The sequence below is a fragment of the Mesorhizobium vachelliae genome, from assembly GCF_033977325.1.
Taxonomy (GTDB): domain Bacteria; phylum Pseudomonadota; class Alphaproteobacteria; order Rhizobiales; family Rhizobiaceae; genus Mesorhizobium; species Mesorhizobium vachelliae.
Window position 1 is genome coordinate 282,651 of sequence record NZ_JAVIIR010000001.1, and the last position, 15,407, is coordinate 298,057.

The window sequence follows — 15,407 nt, forward strand, 5'->3', positions numbered from 1 at the left end:
CCATGGCTTCAGCGGCCCTCTTCGATCTCCTGCCCGATTTCGGGTCGCGAACCTCGGCAGCCAGCCAGGCGCCGAAGGACCGCGACGCCCAACACAAGCCGGCCGCGCCGGTGCCGCAGGCCGATATCGGCGCGCTGATCGCCGAAGCGGTGGCCGACGCGGAGGCGGCGCTCGAGGCACGCCTTGCGCTTTCCCATCAGGCTGCGCTCGAGGCCGAGCGCCAGGCCAATGACGACGCCGCGAAAGCTTTCCTTGAAAGCTTCGGCGGCGATCTCGGAACTGCCGTCGCCACGCGGATCGAAGCCATGGAACGGCGTGTTGCCGAGCTTGCCGGCGCGACCGTCGCCCGCATCGTCAGCGGCCTTCTCAGCGACGACCTGCAGGAGCGTTCGCTCGCCGCCCTTTCGCAAACCATCAGCGCCGCGGTCGCCGACGGCGAGGCCGTGCGTATCGGTGTCCGCGGGCCGCTCTCGCTGTTCGAGCCGCTGAAGGCGGCGCTCGGAACCCGCGCAGCCAATCTCGACTTCACCGAGGCGCCGGGCTTCGACCTGACCGTTACTATTGACGAAACGGTGTTCGAGACGCGTATCGCCGAGTGGTCGGCGTCCTTGTCGGAGGTCCTGTCATGAGCGCCGTCGACCACGCCGACCCCCGGCACGAGATCATCATCGTCAAGCGCAATCACGACGGTCATGACGACGATCACCATGGTGGCGTGTGGAAGATCGCCTTCGCGGACTTCATGACGGCGATGATGTGCTTCTTCCTCGTCATGTGGCTGATCAACGCCGCCAACGAGCAGACCAAGGCAGCCGTTGCCAGCTATTTCAATCCGGTCGAGCTGATCGACCGCAACTCCAGCCGCAAGGGCCTGGAAGATCTGGGCGACGGCCCGAGCAAGGTCGGGCTGACCGCGGACAACCCGCAGCAGGGCGCGACCAAGGCGGGCGATAACGGCAAGGGCGGCGCCGGCTCCTCCGAACGCCGCCAGACGAAGGACGGGGCGCAGGATGCCCAGCTGTCCGATGAAAAACTGTTTGCCGATCCTTATGCGGTGCTGGCGGAGATCGCCGCCGACACGGGCGTGATGCAGAACGTCAGCGCCAAGGGCGAAGGCGGCGCCCAGACGGCCGGGCCGGCGACCGGCGCCTCCGGCGGCGAATCCTATCGCGATCCGTTCGCCCCGGATTTCTGGTCGCAGCAGGTGGCGGCGCCTGATGCCGAGGCAACCGCCGAGCGCGCCAAGATCGAGGGTGATCCGGCCAAGCCAGGCGAGAAAGTCGCCACGGTTGCGGTACCGAAGGTGAAGGCCGTTCCGGCTGCGCCTCCGCTCACGGCCGCGCCGCTCGAGCCGCTGGCACCCCCGGAAAAGACCGACGCCAAGAGCGGGCAAAAAGCCGCGCAGGGCGAGTCCGAGAAGCCATCGAGCGAGGGCAGCAAGACCGAGAAGGCGCAGGGCGGGAAAGCCGAAACCGACAAACGCGAGGCAGCAGCCGGCGACGCCAAGGCTGAAGCGGCGAAGGCGGAAAAGATCGAACAAGAGCAAGCCGCGGACAAGGGCGACAAAGCGCCGAGCAAAGCCGACCTACAGGAAGCGGCGGATATCAAGAAAGAACTCGCCAAGGCATTCCTGCCCGGCGAAAAGCTTGCCGACGGCGTCTCGGTCGAGGCTACCGACAAGGGTGTCGTGATTTCGATCACCGACCAGCTCGATTTCGGCATGTTCGAGATCGGCTCGGCCATGCCGCGCCGCGAACTGGTGCTAGCGATGGAAAAGATCGGCCACATCATCAACCAGAAGAAGGGGACCATCACCATCAGCGGCCATACCGACGCGCGGCCGTTCCGCAGCGACACTTACGACAACTGGCGGCTGTCCACCGCGCGCGCCCATTCGGCCTATTACATGCTGGTGCGCGGGGGCGTCGACGAAAGCCGCATCACCGAGGTCGCGGGCTTCGCCGACCGGCAGCCCAAGATCGCCTCCGATCCGATGGCGGCCGCGAATCGGCGCATCGAAATCCTGATGACGGCCGGCGGATGAAAGGCAGGAGCGTCATCGGCGGCGCGATAGCGCTGCTATTGCTCGCGGCAGGGTCGCCATCGGCCGCCTTCGCCCAGGACGCGCTGCAGCCCTATCAACTGGTGCGTTCGCTGCAGCTGATCCAGGACCGTATTGCCGGCGGCGATCATGCCGCGCTGCCGATGCAGGCAAAACTCCTCGAAATGATCGACGCTCGGATGCGCGATGCCGATGCCGAGGACTTCAAGGAGCCGAAGAACTTCCGCGCCCTGCTTGTCTACGGCATGAGCGGCGGCAATCCGGTGACGGTCGCGGCGGCGGCTTCGCGCGCGATGACCGACCCGCAAAGCCTCGCCATCGCCAACGGCGTCGTCGCCTATCTGAACGGCCGGCCTGCAGAGGCGATCGACATGCTGAAGCCGATCGATCCGATGGGCGTGCCCGCCGACATCGGCGCCTTCCTGGCGCTGGTCAAGGGCTCGCTGCTCGCGACCGATGACCCGGCAACGGCGCTTAGACTGCTCGACGAGGCGCGCCTGCTCAGCCCCGGCACGCTGGTCGAGGAGGCTGCGCTCCGCCGCTCCGTGGGCATCGCGGCCGCGCAGGGCGACGCCGCCCGCTTCGCGCTGGCTTCGACCCAGTATGTCGCGTCCTATCTCTATTCGCCCTATGCCAGCCAGTTCGCCGATGCCTTCGTTTCCGGCGTCATCACGCTGCATATGGCCATCAGCCAGGACAAGATCGCCGACATCACCTCGATGATGGATCCCGAGCGCGAGAAAGTGATCTACCTGCGCATCGCGCGCCACGCCGCGATCGACGGCATGACGGAGCTCTCGGCTTTCGCCTCGGCCAAGGCGGAGCTGGGGCGCAACGGCAAAGGCAACCAGGATGATCCGCGCACCCAGCTCTATTCGGGCCTTTCCACGATGACATCGGCCAATGTCGATGAAGTGCGTGCCAAGCTCGGCAAGATCGACCGCGGCAAGCTTTCGCAAAGCGACCGCGACCTGCTCGACGCCGCGCAGGCCGTCACGGGAGAAGTTGTGGCGCCGGTGAAGGCGGCCACGAAAGCCGACGCTGCACCGGCAACCGCCGCAAAAGGCGAGGACGCGAAATCCGCGGCTGAGGCCTCGGCCGATCCGGCCAATTCGGACTTGCCTCCGGTGGAAGGAGCGATGCCCGACCAGCCAGCGGTCGCCGCAGGCGATCCGCCGGTCGCGCCGAGCGACCAGGCCAAGAACAACCCACTGGCGGCTTCGCCGCCGCCGGCCTCGCAGCCGGCGCAAACATCGGCTGGAACGCCTGCGGCCGCTCCCGCCCTGACCGATACCGCGCCGGTGGTGCAGGCATCCGCGCCGGCGGCCTCGAATACGCAAGACCCGATCGATGCGGCGGTGACCAGCACGCGTCGTCAGCTAGACCAGATCGACCAACTCCTCGGAGCCGCCCCCAAATGACCAGCGTCAGCCAGACCGTGCCGGGCTTTGCTTCGACCCAGTCCCAGCCCCGTCAGCACGCCACCGGCGGCAAGGACAAGGATCAGAATTTCGGCGAGATGGTGCACGGGACGGAAAAGCCCGATCGGCCCCAGGACAAGCACGCGACCGGGCCGGTATTGCCGGACGCGCATACGGCAAGGCGTGCATCGGCCAACAGCGGCAATCAGGAGCCGGACCGCGCCCCGCAGGACAAAACCGGCTCGCAGAAAGCGGCCGCGGGAAAGTCCACGAAGACCCAGACAGATCAGGCGAAGCCGGCGGCGGACAAAGATTCCGCGGCGCAAACCGACGATTCCGCGCCGTTGCAGGATCGCCTGCCGTTGCTGATGGCGCTGAGCGACATGAAGCATTTCGCGCAGTCGTCGGGCACGGGTGGCAAGAGTTCCGCCGACGGCGAAGATGGCGCCGGCGAGCACGGATCGCTCGAATTGCCACTGCGCCCGGGCAAGCGCGCGGCGGTCGACAATTCTGCCGGGCCGCAGTCGCGATCCACCCATTCGACCGCGGCTGAAGATCACGGGCCTGACTTCGGGCAGAAGCCGGTGAAGGCGGACATGGCTATCGGCATGCCCGGCCGCGGCGATGCCAAAATGGTGCCGGCGCACGGTAATGAACCACAGGCCGACAAACCGGTACCGCCGCGAGGCTGGCGGCCGTCTTCCGCCTCCAAGGCATCGCAGCAAACACAGTCGGCCACGCAGCAGACACCGGCCAAGCCATCTTCTTCCACCACACGCATGGAAGTCGTCAGCCAGCAGAGCTTCCCGGCGCCGGCGCAAAACCCGATCGGCCAGACGGCATCGGCGCTGGTTGAAGCGCTTGCCTCCGACAATGGCGTCCAGCAGGCCTTTGCAAGCGCCTCGGCGGGCTCGCAGACGACCAATTCTGTTGCCGTTCCGACACATGTGCTCAAGATCGAGCTCCACCCCTCGGAGCTCGGATCGGTTACCGCCAGCCTGCGGCTCTCGGGCGAGCAACTTTCGATTGAGATGAAGCCCGAGACACACGAGGCATACCGCCGTCTCACCGCCGACAGCGATGCCATCGTCAAGTCCATGCGCAGCCTCGGCTTCGATGTCGACAAGGTCACGATCCTGCAACCTTCGATAGCAGCGCATGCGGCCGGCCGCGCCGACGCAACCAACGCCATGCCGATGTCGATGGGTCGGGACCAGCCTTCGTTCCAGCCCGGGAATTCGGGCGGCAATGGCGCGGGCGGCGACCGGCAACCGGGAAGGAACGATGGCCATGGCGCACAGGAATTCAGCCGCGCTGTTTCGCCTCTTCGCGAGCGCGCTGGCGACGATATGTATATCTAGTTTCGCGGCCGGCGCCGCCACCAACCCCTGCGAACCTGAGATCCTGCGCGCCGCCGACCGCTACGGCGTGCCCGCCGGCATTCTCTATGCGGTCGGCTTGACCGAGACTGGAAAGAAGGGCAGTCTTCAACCTAACGCCTTGAACATAGAAGGAAAAGCTGTCTTTCCCCACAGTCGTGGCGAAGCGCTCGCCGCATTCGAGAATGCCCGTCGCGAAGGCAAGACACTGATCGATCTCGGCTGCATGCAGATCAACCATCGCTATCACGGCGCGCAATTCCGCAGCGTCGAGGACATGCTCGACCCGCATCAGAATGTCGACTATGCGGCGCGCTTCCTGGCCAGCCTGCATGCCAGGCACATGAGCTGGTCGATGGCCGTTGCCCGCTATCATGCCGGTCCCGACAACGACCCGGCGCAGAAGGTCTATGTCTGCCGCGTCATCGCCAACATGGTCGCGACCGGCTTCGGCAAGTGGACGCCGAATGCCAGCGCCTTCTGCAACCAATAATTGTCAATATCCGAACGCCGACCGACCGCCAACGGCATACTCGCAGGCGCCAATATCGTCAGCCGGCAGTTCGGCGCGAATACACCCGCACAACCGCCTTTATTACGGTCTCCAAAAAAACTCCCAAGAAAATAGCTACAAGAAATGATGGTTTTTCAGGATTCGCCGAGCCGGGTACCCCTTTCCGCACGGGGCAAGTGAATTGATTCGGAGGGCGGGCCGATGATCGTGATCGTTGACGAGCGAGAGCTCGTGACAGAGGGCTACTCTTCACTTTTCGATCGCGAGGGCGTGGCCACGGCCGGCTTCGCGCCATGCGAATTCGGCGAGTGGGTGAGTTCGGCCGCCGACACCGATCTCAGATCCGTCAGGGCCTTTCTCATCGGCGACTGCCGCGACGGCGCGATATCGCCTCGCCAGATCCGCGACCGCACCGGCGCGCCAGTGATCGCGCTCAGCGAACAGCACTCGCTCGAGCATACGTTGCGGCTGTTCGAAAGCGGCGTCGACGACGTCGTGCGCAAGCCTGTCCATATCCGCGAGATTCTCGCCCGCATCACCGCCATCCGCCGTCGCGGCTCCGAAGAAGCCGCCTACACCGAAGTCGGCTCGATGCGCATCTTCATGGACGGCCGCGATCCGGAGATCGACGGCGAGCCGCTGCCGCTGCCGCGGCGCGAGCGGCGCATCCTGGAATATCTGGCCAGCAACCGCGGCCGGCGCGTGACCAAGACGCAGGTCTTCAACGCCATCTACGGCATCTTCGACGAGGAGGTCGAGGAGAACGTGGTCGAGAGCCACATCTCGAAGCTGCGCAAGAAGCTGCGTGAGAAGCTCGGCCACGATCCGATCGATTCCAAGAGGTTCCTCGGCTATCGGCTGGTGTTTTGATGGCCGCTCAAGGCACGTCCCGCGCCAGCCTCGCGCAAGACACGAGGCCTAATTTCATGGCCTCCTACCCAGGCACTGCGGAGATCAATCGATGAGCCTCTACGGAATGATGCGGACCGGCGTTTCCGGTATGAACGCGCAGGCCAACCGCTTGTCCACGGTGGCCGACAACATCGCCAACTCCGACACCACCGGCTACAAGCGCTCTTCGGCCGAGTTCTCGTCGCTGATCATGCCCGGCACCGGCGGCGCCTATAATTCGGGCGGCGTGACGACGACGATCCGCTCCGCCGTCAGCACACAGGGCGTCATGACCTACACCACCTCGGTGTCGGACCTTGCCGTCAACGGCGACGGCTTCTTCGTCGTCCAGGATGCCAGCGGCACGCCCTATCTCACCCGCGCCGGCTCCTTCGTTCCGGATGCGCAAGGCCGGCTGGTCAATGCAGCGGGCTACCAGCTCATGGCCTACAGCTACGCCAATGGCGACCCGGCCGCGACCGCCAACGGCTTCGAAGGTCTCGTGCCGGTGCAGATCTCCGACCAGGAAATGACAGCGGCGCCGAGCACGGAAGGCTCCTTCAGCGGCAACCTGCCGGCAGGCGCCACCCCGCCTGCCGGCCCGCTGCCGTCCAGCAACAGCGCAACCGCCGAATACACGTCGAAAACCTCGCTGGTCGCCTACGACAATCTCGGCAACAAGAAGCTGCTCGACGTCTACTTCACCAACACTGGCGCCGGCACCTGGGAGGTCTCGGTCTTCGACCAGTCGAAGGCGACGCCGGGCACATCCTTCCCCTATGCCGGCGGCGCGCTGGCATCGACGAACCTCACCTTCGACACCACCACGGGCAAGCTCACCGGCGCGACGAACAGCATCTCCTTCACCGTGCCGGGGGGCTCGGCGCTGAACCTCGATCTCTCCAAGGTGACCCAGCTCGGCACCGGCTTCACCGTCGCCGACGCCAAGGTCAACGGCAACGCGCCGAGCTCCATCCAGAAGGTGCAGATCGGGCAGGACGGCGTCATCTACGCGCAGTTCGCGGACGGCTCGACCAAGGCGCTGTACAAGATCCCGCTGGCCGACGTTCAGAGCCCCGACAACCTCACCGCTATGCCCGGCAACGTCTATGTGCAGAGCACCGACTCCGGCGCCGTGCACATCGGCTTTGCCAATGAGGGCAAGCTCGGCTCCATCGTCTCCGGCGCGCTTGAGAACTCCAATGTCGATATCGCCGAGGAACTGACCAACATGATTGCGGCGCAGCGCAGCTATACCGCCAATTCCAAGGTCTTCCAGACCGGTTCGGACCTGATGGACGTCCTCGTCAACCTGAAGAGATAAACGACGGGCGCCGCCCGTGAAAGATCAGCATGTCGCTTTCCTCCGCACTAAGCATTGCCCAGTCGGCGCTTCTGGCCACGTCCAAGCAAACCAGCGTCGTATCGCGCAATGTGGCCGATGCGTCGAACCCGGACTACACCCGCCGCATCGCCGTGGTGACCAGCACGGCTCCCGGCGCCCGGGCGGTGGAAATCCAGCGCACCGCCAATGATCTCCTGTTCCGGCAGAACCTGTCGGCGCTGTCGGCATGGAGCGGCCAGAGCGCGCTTTACAACGGCATGGATCAGCTCGATCTGTCGGTGAACGGGGTCGACAATGCGTCGTCCCCCTCCACCGCTATCGCCAACCTGCAGAAGGCCCTGCAACTCTACGCCACCACGCCGTCGAACCAGAACCTCGGCACCAGCGTCGTCGACGCCGCCAAGCAAGTGGTGAACTCGCTGAACAGCGGTACCAAAGCGATCCAGGACTTCCGCACCCAGGCGGACAGCCAGATCGCCACCGCAGTCAACGATCTCAACTCGCTCCTCAGCCAGTTCCAGGACGCCAACAAGGCGGTCATCTCGGGCACCCGTTCCGGCACCGACGTCTCCGACGCGCTCGACCAGCGCGACGCGATCCTGAAGAAGATATCGGAATATGTCCCCGTCTCGACCTTCACGCGCGGCGACAACGACATGGTCATCACCACCAAGGACGGCACGACGCTGTTCGAGACCGTGCCGCGTTCGGTGACCTTCACGCCGTCGTCCGGCTATTCGGCCGGCACCGCCGGCAACACGATCTATATCGACAATGTGCCGGTCTCGGCCGGTACCGGCGACAACACCACCGCCGACGGCAAGCTTGCGGGCCTTCTGAAGCTGCGCGACGGCGTCGCCTCGACCATGCAGAGCCAGCTCGACGAAATCGCGCGTGGCCTTGTCACGGCATTTGCCGAAACCTCGTCGTCGCAGCCCAATGCGACCGGCCTGTTCACATGGTCAGGCGCTCCGGCGATACCGGCCGCCGGCACGCTGGTCGACGGCCTCGCCGGCTCGATCAGTGTCAACGCCGCCTTCGATCCGAGCGCCGGCGGCAACCCCACGCTGTTGCGCGACGGTGGCGCCAACGGCGCGGCCTATGTCGCCAACACCAGCGGCGGCGCATCCTACGCGGACCTTCTGATCGGCTATTCCAGCAAGCTCGATCAGCCAATGGCCTTCGACAGCTCCACCGGCATCACCGTCAGCTCCGGCGTCTCCGACTACGCGGCCAATGCCATCGGCTGGTTCGAAGGCGTGCGCCAGCAGGCCTCGACCAATGCCGACAGCAAGCAGGCGCTGGCCGCGCGCACGGCCGAGGCGCTGTCCAACGACACCGGGGTCAATGTCGACCAGGAGATGTCCCTGCTCCTCGACCTCGAGCACACCTATCAGGCCTCGGCGCATATGATGAAGACGGTAAGCGACATGCTGGACGCCCTGATGAGCGCGGTGGGATAATTCATGAAAGCGACAGGCGTCTCCTCAGCGGCCATCTCCAACGCGCTGCGTTACCAGCAGGCGAAGATGCAGGCCGACCTCGTCAAGGCGACGAAGGAATCGCAGACCGGCACGGTCGCCGATGTCGGTCTGGCGCTTGGCAGCCGCACGACCCAGGCCGTCACCTTCCAGCGCGATCTCGACCGGCTGAACGGCATCGTCGATTCCAACGCGCTCGTCTCGGCCCGCCTGACATCGACCCAGGATTCGCTCGGCCAGATCGCCGATACCGCGCAGAGCTTCCTGTCGGCGCTGACAAGCGGCGTCTCGGGCGACTCCTCGACCAGCATCCTGCAGACCGCCGGCGCCTCGGCGCTGCAGCAGATGACGGGCATCCTCAACACCAGCGTCAACGGCGAATATCTGTTTGCCGGCACCAACACCGACGTCAAGCCGGTCGACGATTTCAACGCCGCCGGCTCGCCGGCCAAGGCGGCCTTCGATGCCGCCTTTTCGAGCTATTTCGGCTTCACCCAGACAGATCCGGCGGCGGCCAACATCACCGCCGCGCAGATGAACGACTTCATCACCACACAGGTTGAGCCGCAATTCCTGGGCGCCGGCTGGCAGGCCAACTGGTCGAGCGCCACCGACGATCAGATCACCAGCCGCATTTCGCTCAACGAGACCACCCAGACCTCGGTCAGCGCCAACGAGCAAGGCATCCGCAAGCTCGCCATGGCGGCCGCCATGGTCAGCGGCCTGGTCAACGGCAACATCAGCGAGGCCGCCCAGAACGCCGTCGTCAGCCGCGCCCAGACGCTGGTCGGCGAAGCCATCGGCGGCATTACCCAGATACGGGCCGAGACCGGCATCGCCCAGCAGCGCGTGTCCGACGCCAGCGACCGAATGAAGACCCAGGTCGACCTCTTCGAGAAGCATATCGTCGATCTCGAAGGCGTCGATCCGGCGGAGGCCGCGACCCGCGTCGCCGACCTGACGCAGCATATCGAGACCTCCTTCGCCTTGACCGCGCGTCTTCAGCAGCTCAGCCTGCTCAAATATCTGACTTGAACACCTAAACCGGAACGCCAGAGCGCCGACGATGTATCAATTCTCCTACGCCGACATCCAGACCGACTCCGTCGCCGATGCCAAGGACCGGGAGCGGCAGCTGCTCACCCGCTCGATCGACATGCTGGCGGCGGCAGCTGCCGTCGGCACCGATTCCATGGAGGCGGTCGAGGCGCTGCATTTCACCAATCGCATCTGGACCACCTTCGTCGAGGATCTCGGCTCCAGCGACAACGCGCTCCCCAAGGAGCTGCGCGCCAACCTGATCTCCATCGGCTTGTGGCTGCTGCGCGAGACGGAGGACATCCGCCAGGGCCGCACCAACAATTTCGAAGGATTGATCGAGGTCTCCCAGATCATCCGAGACGGCATCCAATGACCAACACGCTGAAGATCTCGCTGAAGCCCAACGAGAAGATCTACATCAACGGCGCGGTCATCCGCGTCGACCGCAAGGTCACCATCGAGCTGATGAATGATGTGCAGTTCCTGCTGGAAAGCCACGTCATCCAGGCCGACCAGGCCTCGACGCCGCTCAGGCAGCTTTATTTCATCGTGCAGATCATGCTGATCAACCCGGCAGGCGCCGCGGAGGCGCGCGACATGTTCCGCCGCTCGCTGCCGATGCTCATCGCGAGCTTCGACAACCAGGACATCTGCAACAGTCTGAAGCAGATCGACCGCATGGTCGGCGAGGACGAGATCTATGAGGCGCTGAAAGCGATCCGCGCGCTCTATCCGCTCGAGCGCAAGGCGCTCGAGGGCAATGACGACATTCCCGAAACGCCGCGCGCACTGGCTGTAGGAGCATAAGATGGCTGTCGACATGACGACAACGATCCCGGTTGGCGCCAACCAGGCCAGCCAGCAAACGTCGAAGACGGCGGTGGACTACCAGTCGTTCCTGAAGCTCCTGATCGCCGAGATGAAGAACCAGGATCCGACCAAGCCGATGGATTCGACGCAATATGTCGCGCAGCTCGCGACCTTCTCCCAGGTCGAGCAGTCGGTGCAGACCAACACCAAGCTCGACCAGATCATGCAGTCCTCGGCATTGTCGCAGGCCGACGCGCTGATCGGCCGCTCGATCACCTCGGCCGACGGCAAGACCACTGGTACGGTGGCTTCGGTGACGCTCTCCAGCAGCGGCCTGATCGCCGTGCTGCAGGACGGCACCCAGGTTCCGGTCGGCGCGGGCGTGTCGATCAAGCCGGCCGCCTAGCCGGCCTCACAAGGGATCAGCCGATGAACGAGGCCGATGCCCTCGATATCGTCCAGTACGCGGTGTGGACGGTGCTTACCGCTTCCGCCCCCGTGGTGCTGGTGGCAATGGCCGTCGGCATCGGCATCGCGCTCATCCAGGCGCTCACCCAGATCCAGGAAATCACGCTGACCTTCGTGCCGAAGATCGTCGCCATCATGCTTGTGGTGGCCCTGACCGGCCCGTTCATCGGCAGCCAGATCTCGGCCTTCACCAACGTCATCTTCGAGCGCATCGAACACGGTTTCTGATGCGCCGTGGCATGCGCTTGGGCTTTGCATGAGCAGCGAGATGACAGGCCTGGCCGAGGTCGAAGGCGCGAAATAGCGGAATCTTGGTCCAGACCGGCAAGATGCTTGGTTTAAAGCTTCGCCGACGCATTTTCGCCTTTGCCATCCTATTGTTGGGTCGCACTCTTTGGCGAGTCGCCCGCCCCTCCGGGCGCGGCGAGCCTGTATAGCGGACGAAGGCGCAACCATGATCGACGACGAGCCGGAAAGCGAACGCGTCTCCGCGCTGGCGCCGTTCCGGCATGGCATCTTCCGCGCCGTCTGGTCGGCCAGCCTGGTGTCGAATTTCGGCGGCCTGATCCAGGGCGTGGGCGCCGCCTGGATGATGACCACGATCGCCACCTCGCCCTACCAGGTGGCGCTGGTCCAGGCCTCGACCACCTTGCCGATCATGCTGTTCGCGCTGGTTGCCGGCGCCATCGCCGACAGCTTCAACCGCCGCAAGGTGATGCTGGTGGCGCAGACCTTCATGCTGGTCGTCTCGGCGCTGCTGACCTTGTTCACCTGGCGAGGCTGGATGACGCCGTGGACGCTGCTTGCCTTCACCTTCCTGATCGACAGCGGCACGGCGTTGAACAGCCCGTCATGGCAGGCCTCGGTCGGCGACATGGTGCCGCGCGCCAAGGTGCCTGCGGCGGTCGCGCTCAATTCGCTGGGCTTCAACATCACCCGCAGCGTTGGCCCCGCCATCGGCGGCGTCATCGTCGCGGCCGCGGGTGCCGCGGCCGCCTTCGCCGCCAACGCCGTCAGCTATATCGGCCTGATCGCCGTGCTCGCCCGCTGGAAGCCGGCGCTGCCCGAGCAAACCCTGCCGCGCGAATCGCTGGGCGCGGCGATGGGCGCCGGCCTGCGCTATGTCGCCATGTCGCCCAACATCGCCAAGGTGCTGGTCCGCGGTTCCGCCTTCGGCTTCAGCGCCGGCGCGGTGCTGGCGCTTCTTCCCCTGGTGGCGCGCGACGTCGTCAAGGGCGACGCGCTGACCTACGGCATCATGCTCGGCGCCTTCGGCATTGGCGCGGTCGGCGGCGCGCTGATCAGCGTGCGGCTCCGGCAGCTGCTGTCGAGCGAGGTGATGGTGCGCATGGCCTTTAGCGGCTTCGCGCTATGCGCCTTCAACGCCGCCGTCAGCCACAATGCCTGGCAGACATCGGCGGGCCTGCTCATCGGCGGCGCTTGCTGGGTGATCGCGCTCTCGCATTTCAACGTCACGGTGCAGATGTCGACGCCGCGCTGGGTGGTCGGCCGCGTGCTGTCGATCTACCAGACGGCGACCTTCGGCGGCATTGCGCTGGGCAGTTGGATCTGGGGTGTCGTCGCCGACGCGCATGGCGCCCAGACGGCGTTGATGGCAGCCGCCGTCGCGATGCTCGCCGGCGGCGCCATCGGCTTCCTCCTGCCGCTGCCGCGCCAGACGGTCCTCAACCTCGACCCGCTCAACCGGTTCAAGGAGCCGATGCTGGCGCTCGACCTGAAACCGCGCAGCGGCCCGATCGCCATCATGATCGAATATGTCATCCGCGAGGAGGACGTGCCGGAATTCCTGGCGACCATGGCCGAGCGCGGCCGCATCCGCCGCCGCGACGGCGCGCGCAACTGGACACTCGCGCGCGATCTCGAAAATCCCGGCATCTGGATCGAGCACTACCACACGCCGACCTGGGTCGAGTATATCCGCCACAACCGCCGCGCCACCCATGCGGACGCCGTGGTCGGCGAGCGCATCCGCGCGCTGCACAGCGGCGAGAATCCGCCGCGCGTGCGCCGCATGATCGAACGTCCGACCACCGCGGGCACAACGCTTGTCTCGCCGAAGGGACCGATCGATCACTGACGGCACGCCGTCTGAAGCATGCAGCGCTTCAGGAGCGACGATCAATCGGCACTTTGGATCATGTAGAGCTTGCGGGTGGTCTCGTGGATGCGCCACTCGCCCTTCCATCCCTGCGGCAGGACGAGAAGGTCGCCCGGCCCCAACTCACGCATCTCGCCATCGGCGCGACTCACCGCGACACGGCCGGAGATGATGTGACAGATTTCGGACGAGTTTGTGCGGTCGGCGGTGAAGCGTCCAGGCGTGCATTCCCAGATGCCGATGTCGATGCTCCCGTCCGGCGATTGGAAGAACGACCGCGCGGCCTCCAGCTGATCCCCTTCGAAAGAGGTCGGCTTCGGTGAAAAGGCGCCGATGTCGGCCTTGGCGAGGTCGTGGAAGGTCGAAAGATCGATCAAGCTGGTCTCCATGAATCAGGGCAATTCCGGCGATCTGGAACTGCGCGAGAACGAAACAGGTGGAGCGGTCCTGCGAACCGCTAATGGCCGGTGATGCTGTCGGCGAGAGCGGCCAGCTTCGACGTGTGATCGAGCCCGGCGGCCTCGCGGTTATCGGCGATGCGGTAGAGCTGGTACATCGAATGGACACCCAGCCAACGGAACGGCTCCGGCTCCCATGGCCGCACCTTGCGGTTGACCCAGGGCAGCCGCGTCAGCTCGGTATTCTGGCCGAGCACGAGATCGGCGAGCGTGCGCCCGGAGAGATTGGAGCTCGACACGCCGAGCCCGACATAGCCGCCGGCCCAGCCGATGCGCGTTGCGGGATCGAGGCCGACCGTCGTGCACCAGTCGCGCGGCACGCCGAGCACGCCGCACCAGGCGTGATCGATGCGGCACCCTGCCGTCTGCGGCAGCAGCGTGGTCAGGATCGTGTGCAGTTGGTCGATCGTCGCCTGCTGCGTCTGTCCGTTCACGTCGGTGCGCGACCCGTAGCGGTAAGGCACGCCGCGCCCGCCCATGGTGATGCGTCCCTCGCGCGTGCGCTGGGCATAGCAATAGGCATGCGCGGCATTGCCGAGCAGCTCGTGCCCCTCCCAGCCGATCTTGCGCCAGAGTTCCTCCGACAGCGGCTCGGTGACGATCTGCGCGCTGTTGAGCGCCAGCCACGTCCGCTCTTCCCCAGGGATGCCGGCCGTGAACCCTTCGGTGGCGCGGATGACGGTTTCGGCTCGCACCGTGCCGAGGTCCGTGGTCACGACGCCTTTGGCAATGGCGCTGACCGTCGTCTTCTCGTAGATCGAAACGCCGAGACGCTCGACCGCCGCCGCCAGCCCGCGCACCAGCTTGGCAGGCTGCACCCGCGCCTGGCCGTGGATGACGAAGCCGCCCATGACATTCCGGATGTTGATGCGCGCCCGGGTCGCCTCGGCGTCGAGCAGCTCGATGCGTTCGGGATCGGCATCCCACGAGCGGATCGTCTCGCATTCCTCGCGCACGCGTTCCAGCTGCGCCGGATTGGTGGCGACCGTCAAATTATCGACGCGGCGGATGTCGGCATCGATGCCCTCTTCCGTCGCCACCCGGATCACCTCGTCGACGCAGCCGGCCATCGCCTTCTGCATGGCGGTGACGCCTTGCCGTGTCGAAGTCTTCAGATATTTCTCGCGCGACCAGCCGAAGCCGCCCGACAGCCAGCCGCCATTGCGTCCCGAGGCGCCGAAGCCCGCGAACTCGCGCTCGAGAAGCACGATGCGCAGCGAGGGCTTCGCCTTCTTCAGGTAGTAGGCCGTCCACAGTCCGGTATAGCCCGCGCCGACGATCGCGACATCGGCCTCAATGTCGCCGGGCAAAGGCGGGCGTGGCACCGGAATATGACCCAGATCCGCGTACCAGAACGAGATGTCGCCGTTGCGCTTGACTTGCATGGGTTGGTTCCGCCAAGGCAATTCCAGGAAAGT

Annotated in this window: 16 protein-coding genes; 14 read left to right on the forward strand and 2 right to left on the reverse strand. The window is 65.4% G+C overall.

What is annotated here, in order from left to right:
* The first annotated feature begins 2 nt into the window (after positions 1-2).
* The 14 genes from RFM41_RS01420 (at position 3) to RFM41_RS01485 (ending at position 13,510) form a co-directional block, all read left to right on the forward strand.
* Positions 3-629, forward strand: a complete 627-nt coding sequence (locus RFM41_RS01420; RefSeq protein ID WP_320245747.1) for a hypothetical protein — start codon at positions 3-5, stop codon at positions 627-629.
* Entirely contained in the window at positions 626-2,044 is a 1,419-nt protein-coding gene (locus tag RFM41_RS01425) for a MotB family protein (protein ID WP_320245748.1), read from the forward strand. The genes RFM41_RS01420 and RFM41_RS01425 overlap by 4 nt, the downstream gene beginning before the upstream one ends.
* Positions 2,041-3,483 (forward strand): MotC family chemotaxis protein, encoded by a 1,443-nt coding sequence (locus RFM41_RS01430; RefSeq protein WP_320245749.1) that lies wholly within the window; start codon positions 2,041-2,043, stop codon positions 3,481-3,483. The genes RFM41_RS01425 and RFM41_RS01430 overlap by 4 nt, the downstream gene beginning before the upstream one ends.
* Positions 3,480-4,844, forward strand: a complete 1,365-nt coding sequence (gene fliK / locus RFM41_RS01435; protein WP_320245750.1) for a flagellar hook-length control protein FliK — start codon at positions 3,480-3,482, stop codon at positions 4,842-4,844. Before RFM41_RS01430 ends, fliK begins: the two co-directional genes overlap by 4 nt.
* Complete coding sequence (locus RFM41_RS01440; RefSeq protein WP_320245751.1) at positions 4,774-5,355, forward strand: transglycosylase SLT domain-containing protein; 582 nt, start codon at positions 4,774-4,776, stop codon at positions 5,353-5,355. Before fliK ends, RFM41_RS01440 begins: the two co-directional genes overlap by 71 nt.
* Before the next feature lie 222 nt (positions 5,356-5,577).
* The gene (locus RFM41_RS01445; RefSeq protein WP_320245752.1) at positions 5,578-6,246 is read left to right on the forward strand and encodes a response regulator transcription factor; all 669 of its coding nucleotides are present in this window, start codon (positions 5,578-5,580) and stop codon (positions 6,244-6,246) included.
* Between the two features lie 91 nt (positions 6,247-6,337).
* A complete protein-coding gene (locus RFM41_RS01450; RefSeq protein WP_320245753.1) occupies positions 6,338-7,591 on the forward strand; it encodes a flagellar hook protein FlgE in 1,254 nt (417 codons plus the stop codon).
* A 29-nt stretch (positions 7,592-7,620) separates the two neighbouring features.
* Entirely contained in the window at positions 7,621-9,075 is a 1,455-nt protein-coding gene (flgK, locus tag RFM41_RS01455; RefSeq protein WP_320245754.1) for a flagellar hook-associated protein FlgK, read from the forward strand.
* A gap of 3 nt (positions 9,076-9,078) precedes the next feature.
* Positions 9,079-10,128: a flagellar hook-associated family protein gene (locus tag RFM41_RS01460; RefSeq protein ID WP_320245755.1), complete on the forward strand. Its 1,050-nt coding sequence runs from the start codon at positions 9,079-9,081 to the stop codon at positions 10,126-10,128.
* Positions 10,129-10,159: 31 nt separating this feature from the next.
* A complete protein-coding gene (flaF, locus tag RFM41_RS01465) occupies positions 10,160-10,507 on the forward strand; it encodes a flagellar biosynthesis regulator FlaF (RefSeq protein WP_042640513.1) in 348 nt (115 codons plus the stop codon).
* Positions 10,504-10,941: a flagellar biosynthesis repressor FlbT gene (gene flbT / locus RFM41_RS01470; protein ID WP_127864319.1), complete on the forward strand. Its 438-nt coding sequence runs from the start codon at positions 10,504-10,506 to the stop codon at positions 10,939-10,941. The genes flaF and flbT overlap by 4 nt, the downstream gene beginning before the upstream one ends.
* A 1-nt stretch (position 10,942) precedes the next feature.
* Complete coding sequence (gene flgD / locus RFM41_RS01475) at positions 10,943-11,350, forward strand: flagellar hook assembly protein FlgD (protein ID WP_027165132.1); 408 nt, start codon at positions 10,943-10,945, stop codon at positions 11,348-11,350.
* Between the two features lie 23 nt (positions 11,351-11,373).
* Positions 11,374-11,640: a flagellar biosynthesis protein FliQ gene (gene fliQ / locus RFM41_RS01480; RefSeq protein ID WP_027165133.1), complete on the forward strand. Its 267-nt coding sequence runs from the start codon at positions 11,374-11,376 to the stop codon at positions 11,638-11,640.
* 226 nt (positions 11,641-11,866) lie between these two features.
* Complete coding sequence (locus tag RFM41_RS01485) at positions 11,867-13,510, forward strand: MFS transporter (protein ID WP_320245756.1); 1,644 nt, start codon at positions 11,867-11,869, stop codon at positions 13,508-13,510.
* Positions 13,511-13,551: 41 nt separating this feature from the next.
* Here RFM41_RS01485 and RFM41_RS01490 read toward each other — a convergent pair whose 3' ends face one another.
* Both RFM41_RS01490 and RFM41_RS01495 read right to left on the reverse strand, forming a co-directional pair.
* Positions 13,552-13,920 carry a cupin domain-containing protein gene (locus tag RFM41_RS01490; RefSeq protein ID WP_320245757.1) on the reverse strand — a complete coding sequence of 123 codons (369 nt, stop codon included), beginning with the start codon at positions 13,918-13,920 and terminating at the stop codon, positions 13,552-13,554.
* Positions 13,921-13,988: 68 nt separating this feature from the next.
* Entirely contained in the window at positions 13,989-15,374 is a 1,386-nt protein-coding gene (locus tag RFM41_RS01495; RefSeq protein ID WP_320245758.1) for an NAD(P)/FAD-dependent oxidoreductase, read from the reverse strand.
* Positions 15,375-15,407 lie beyond the last annotated feature (33 nt).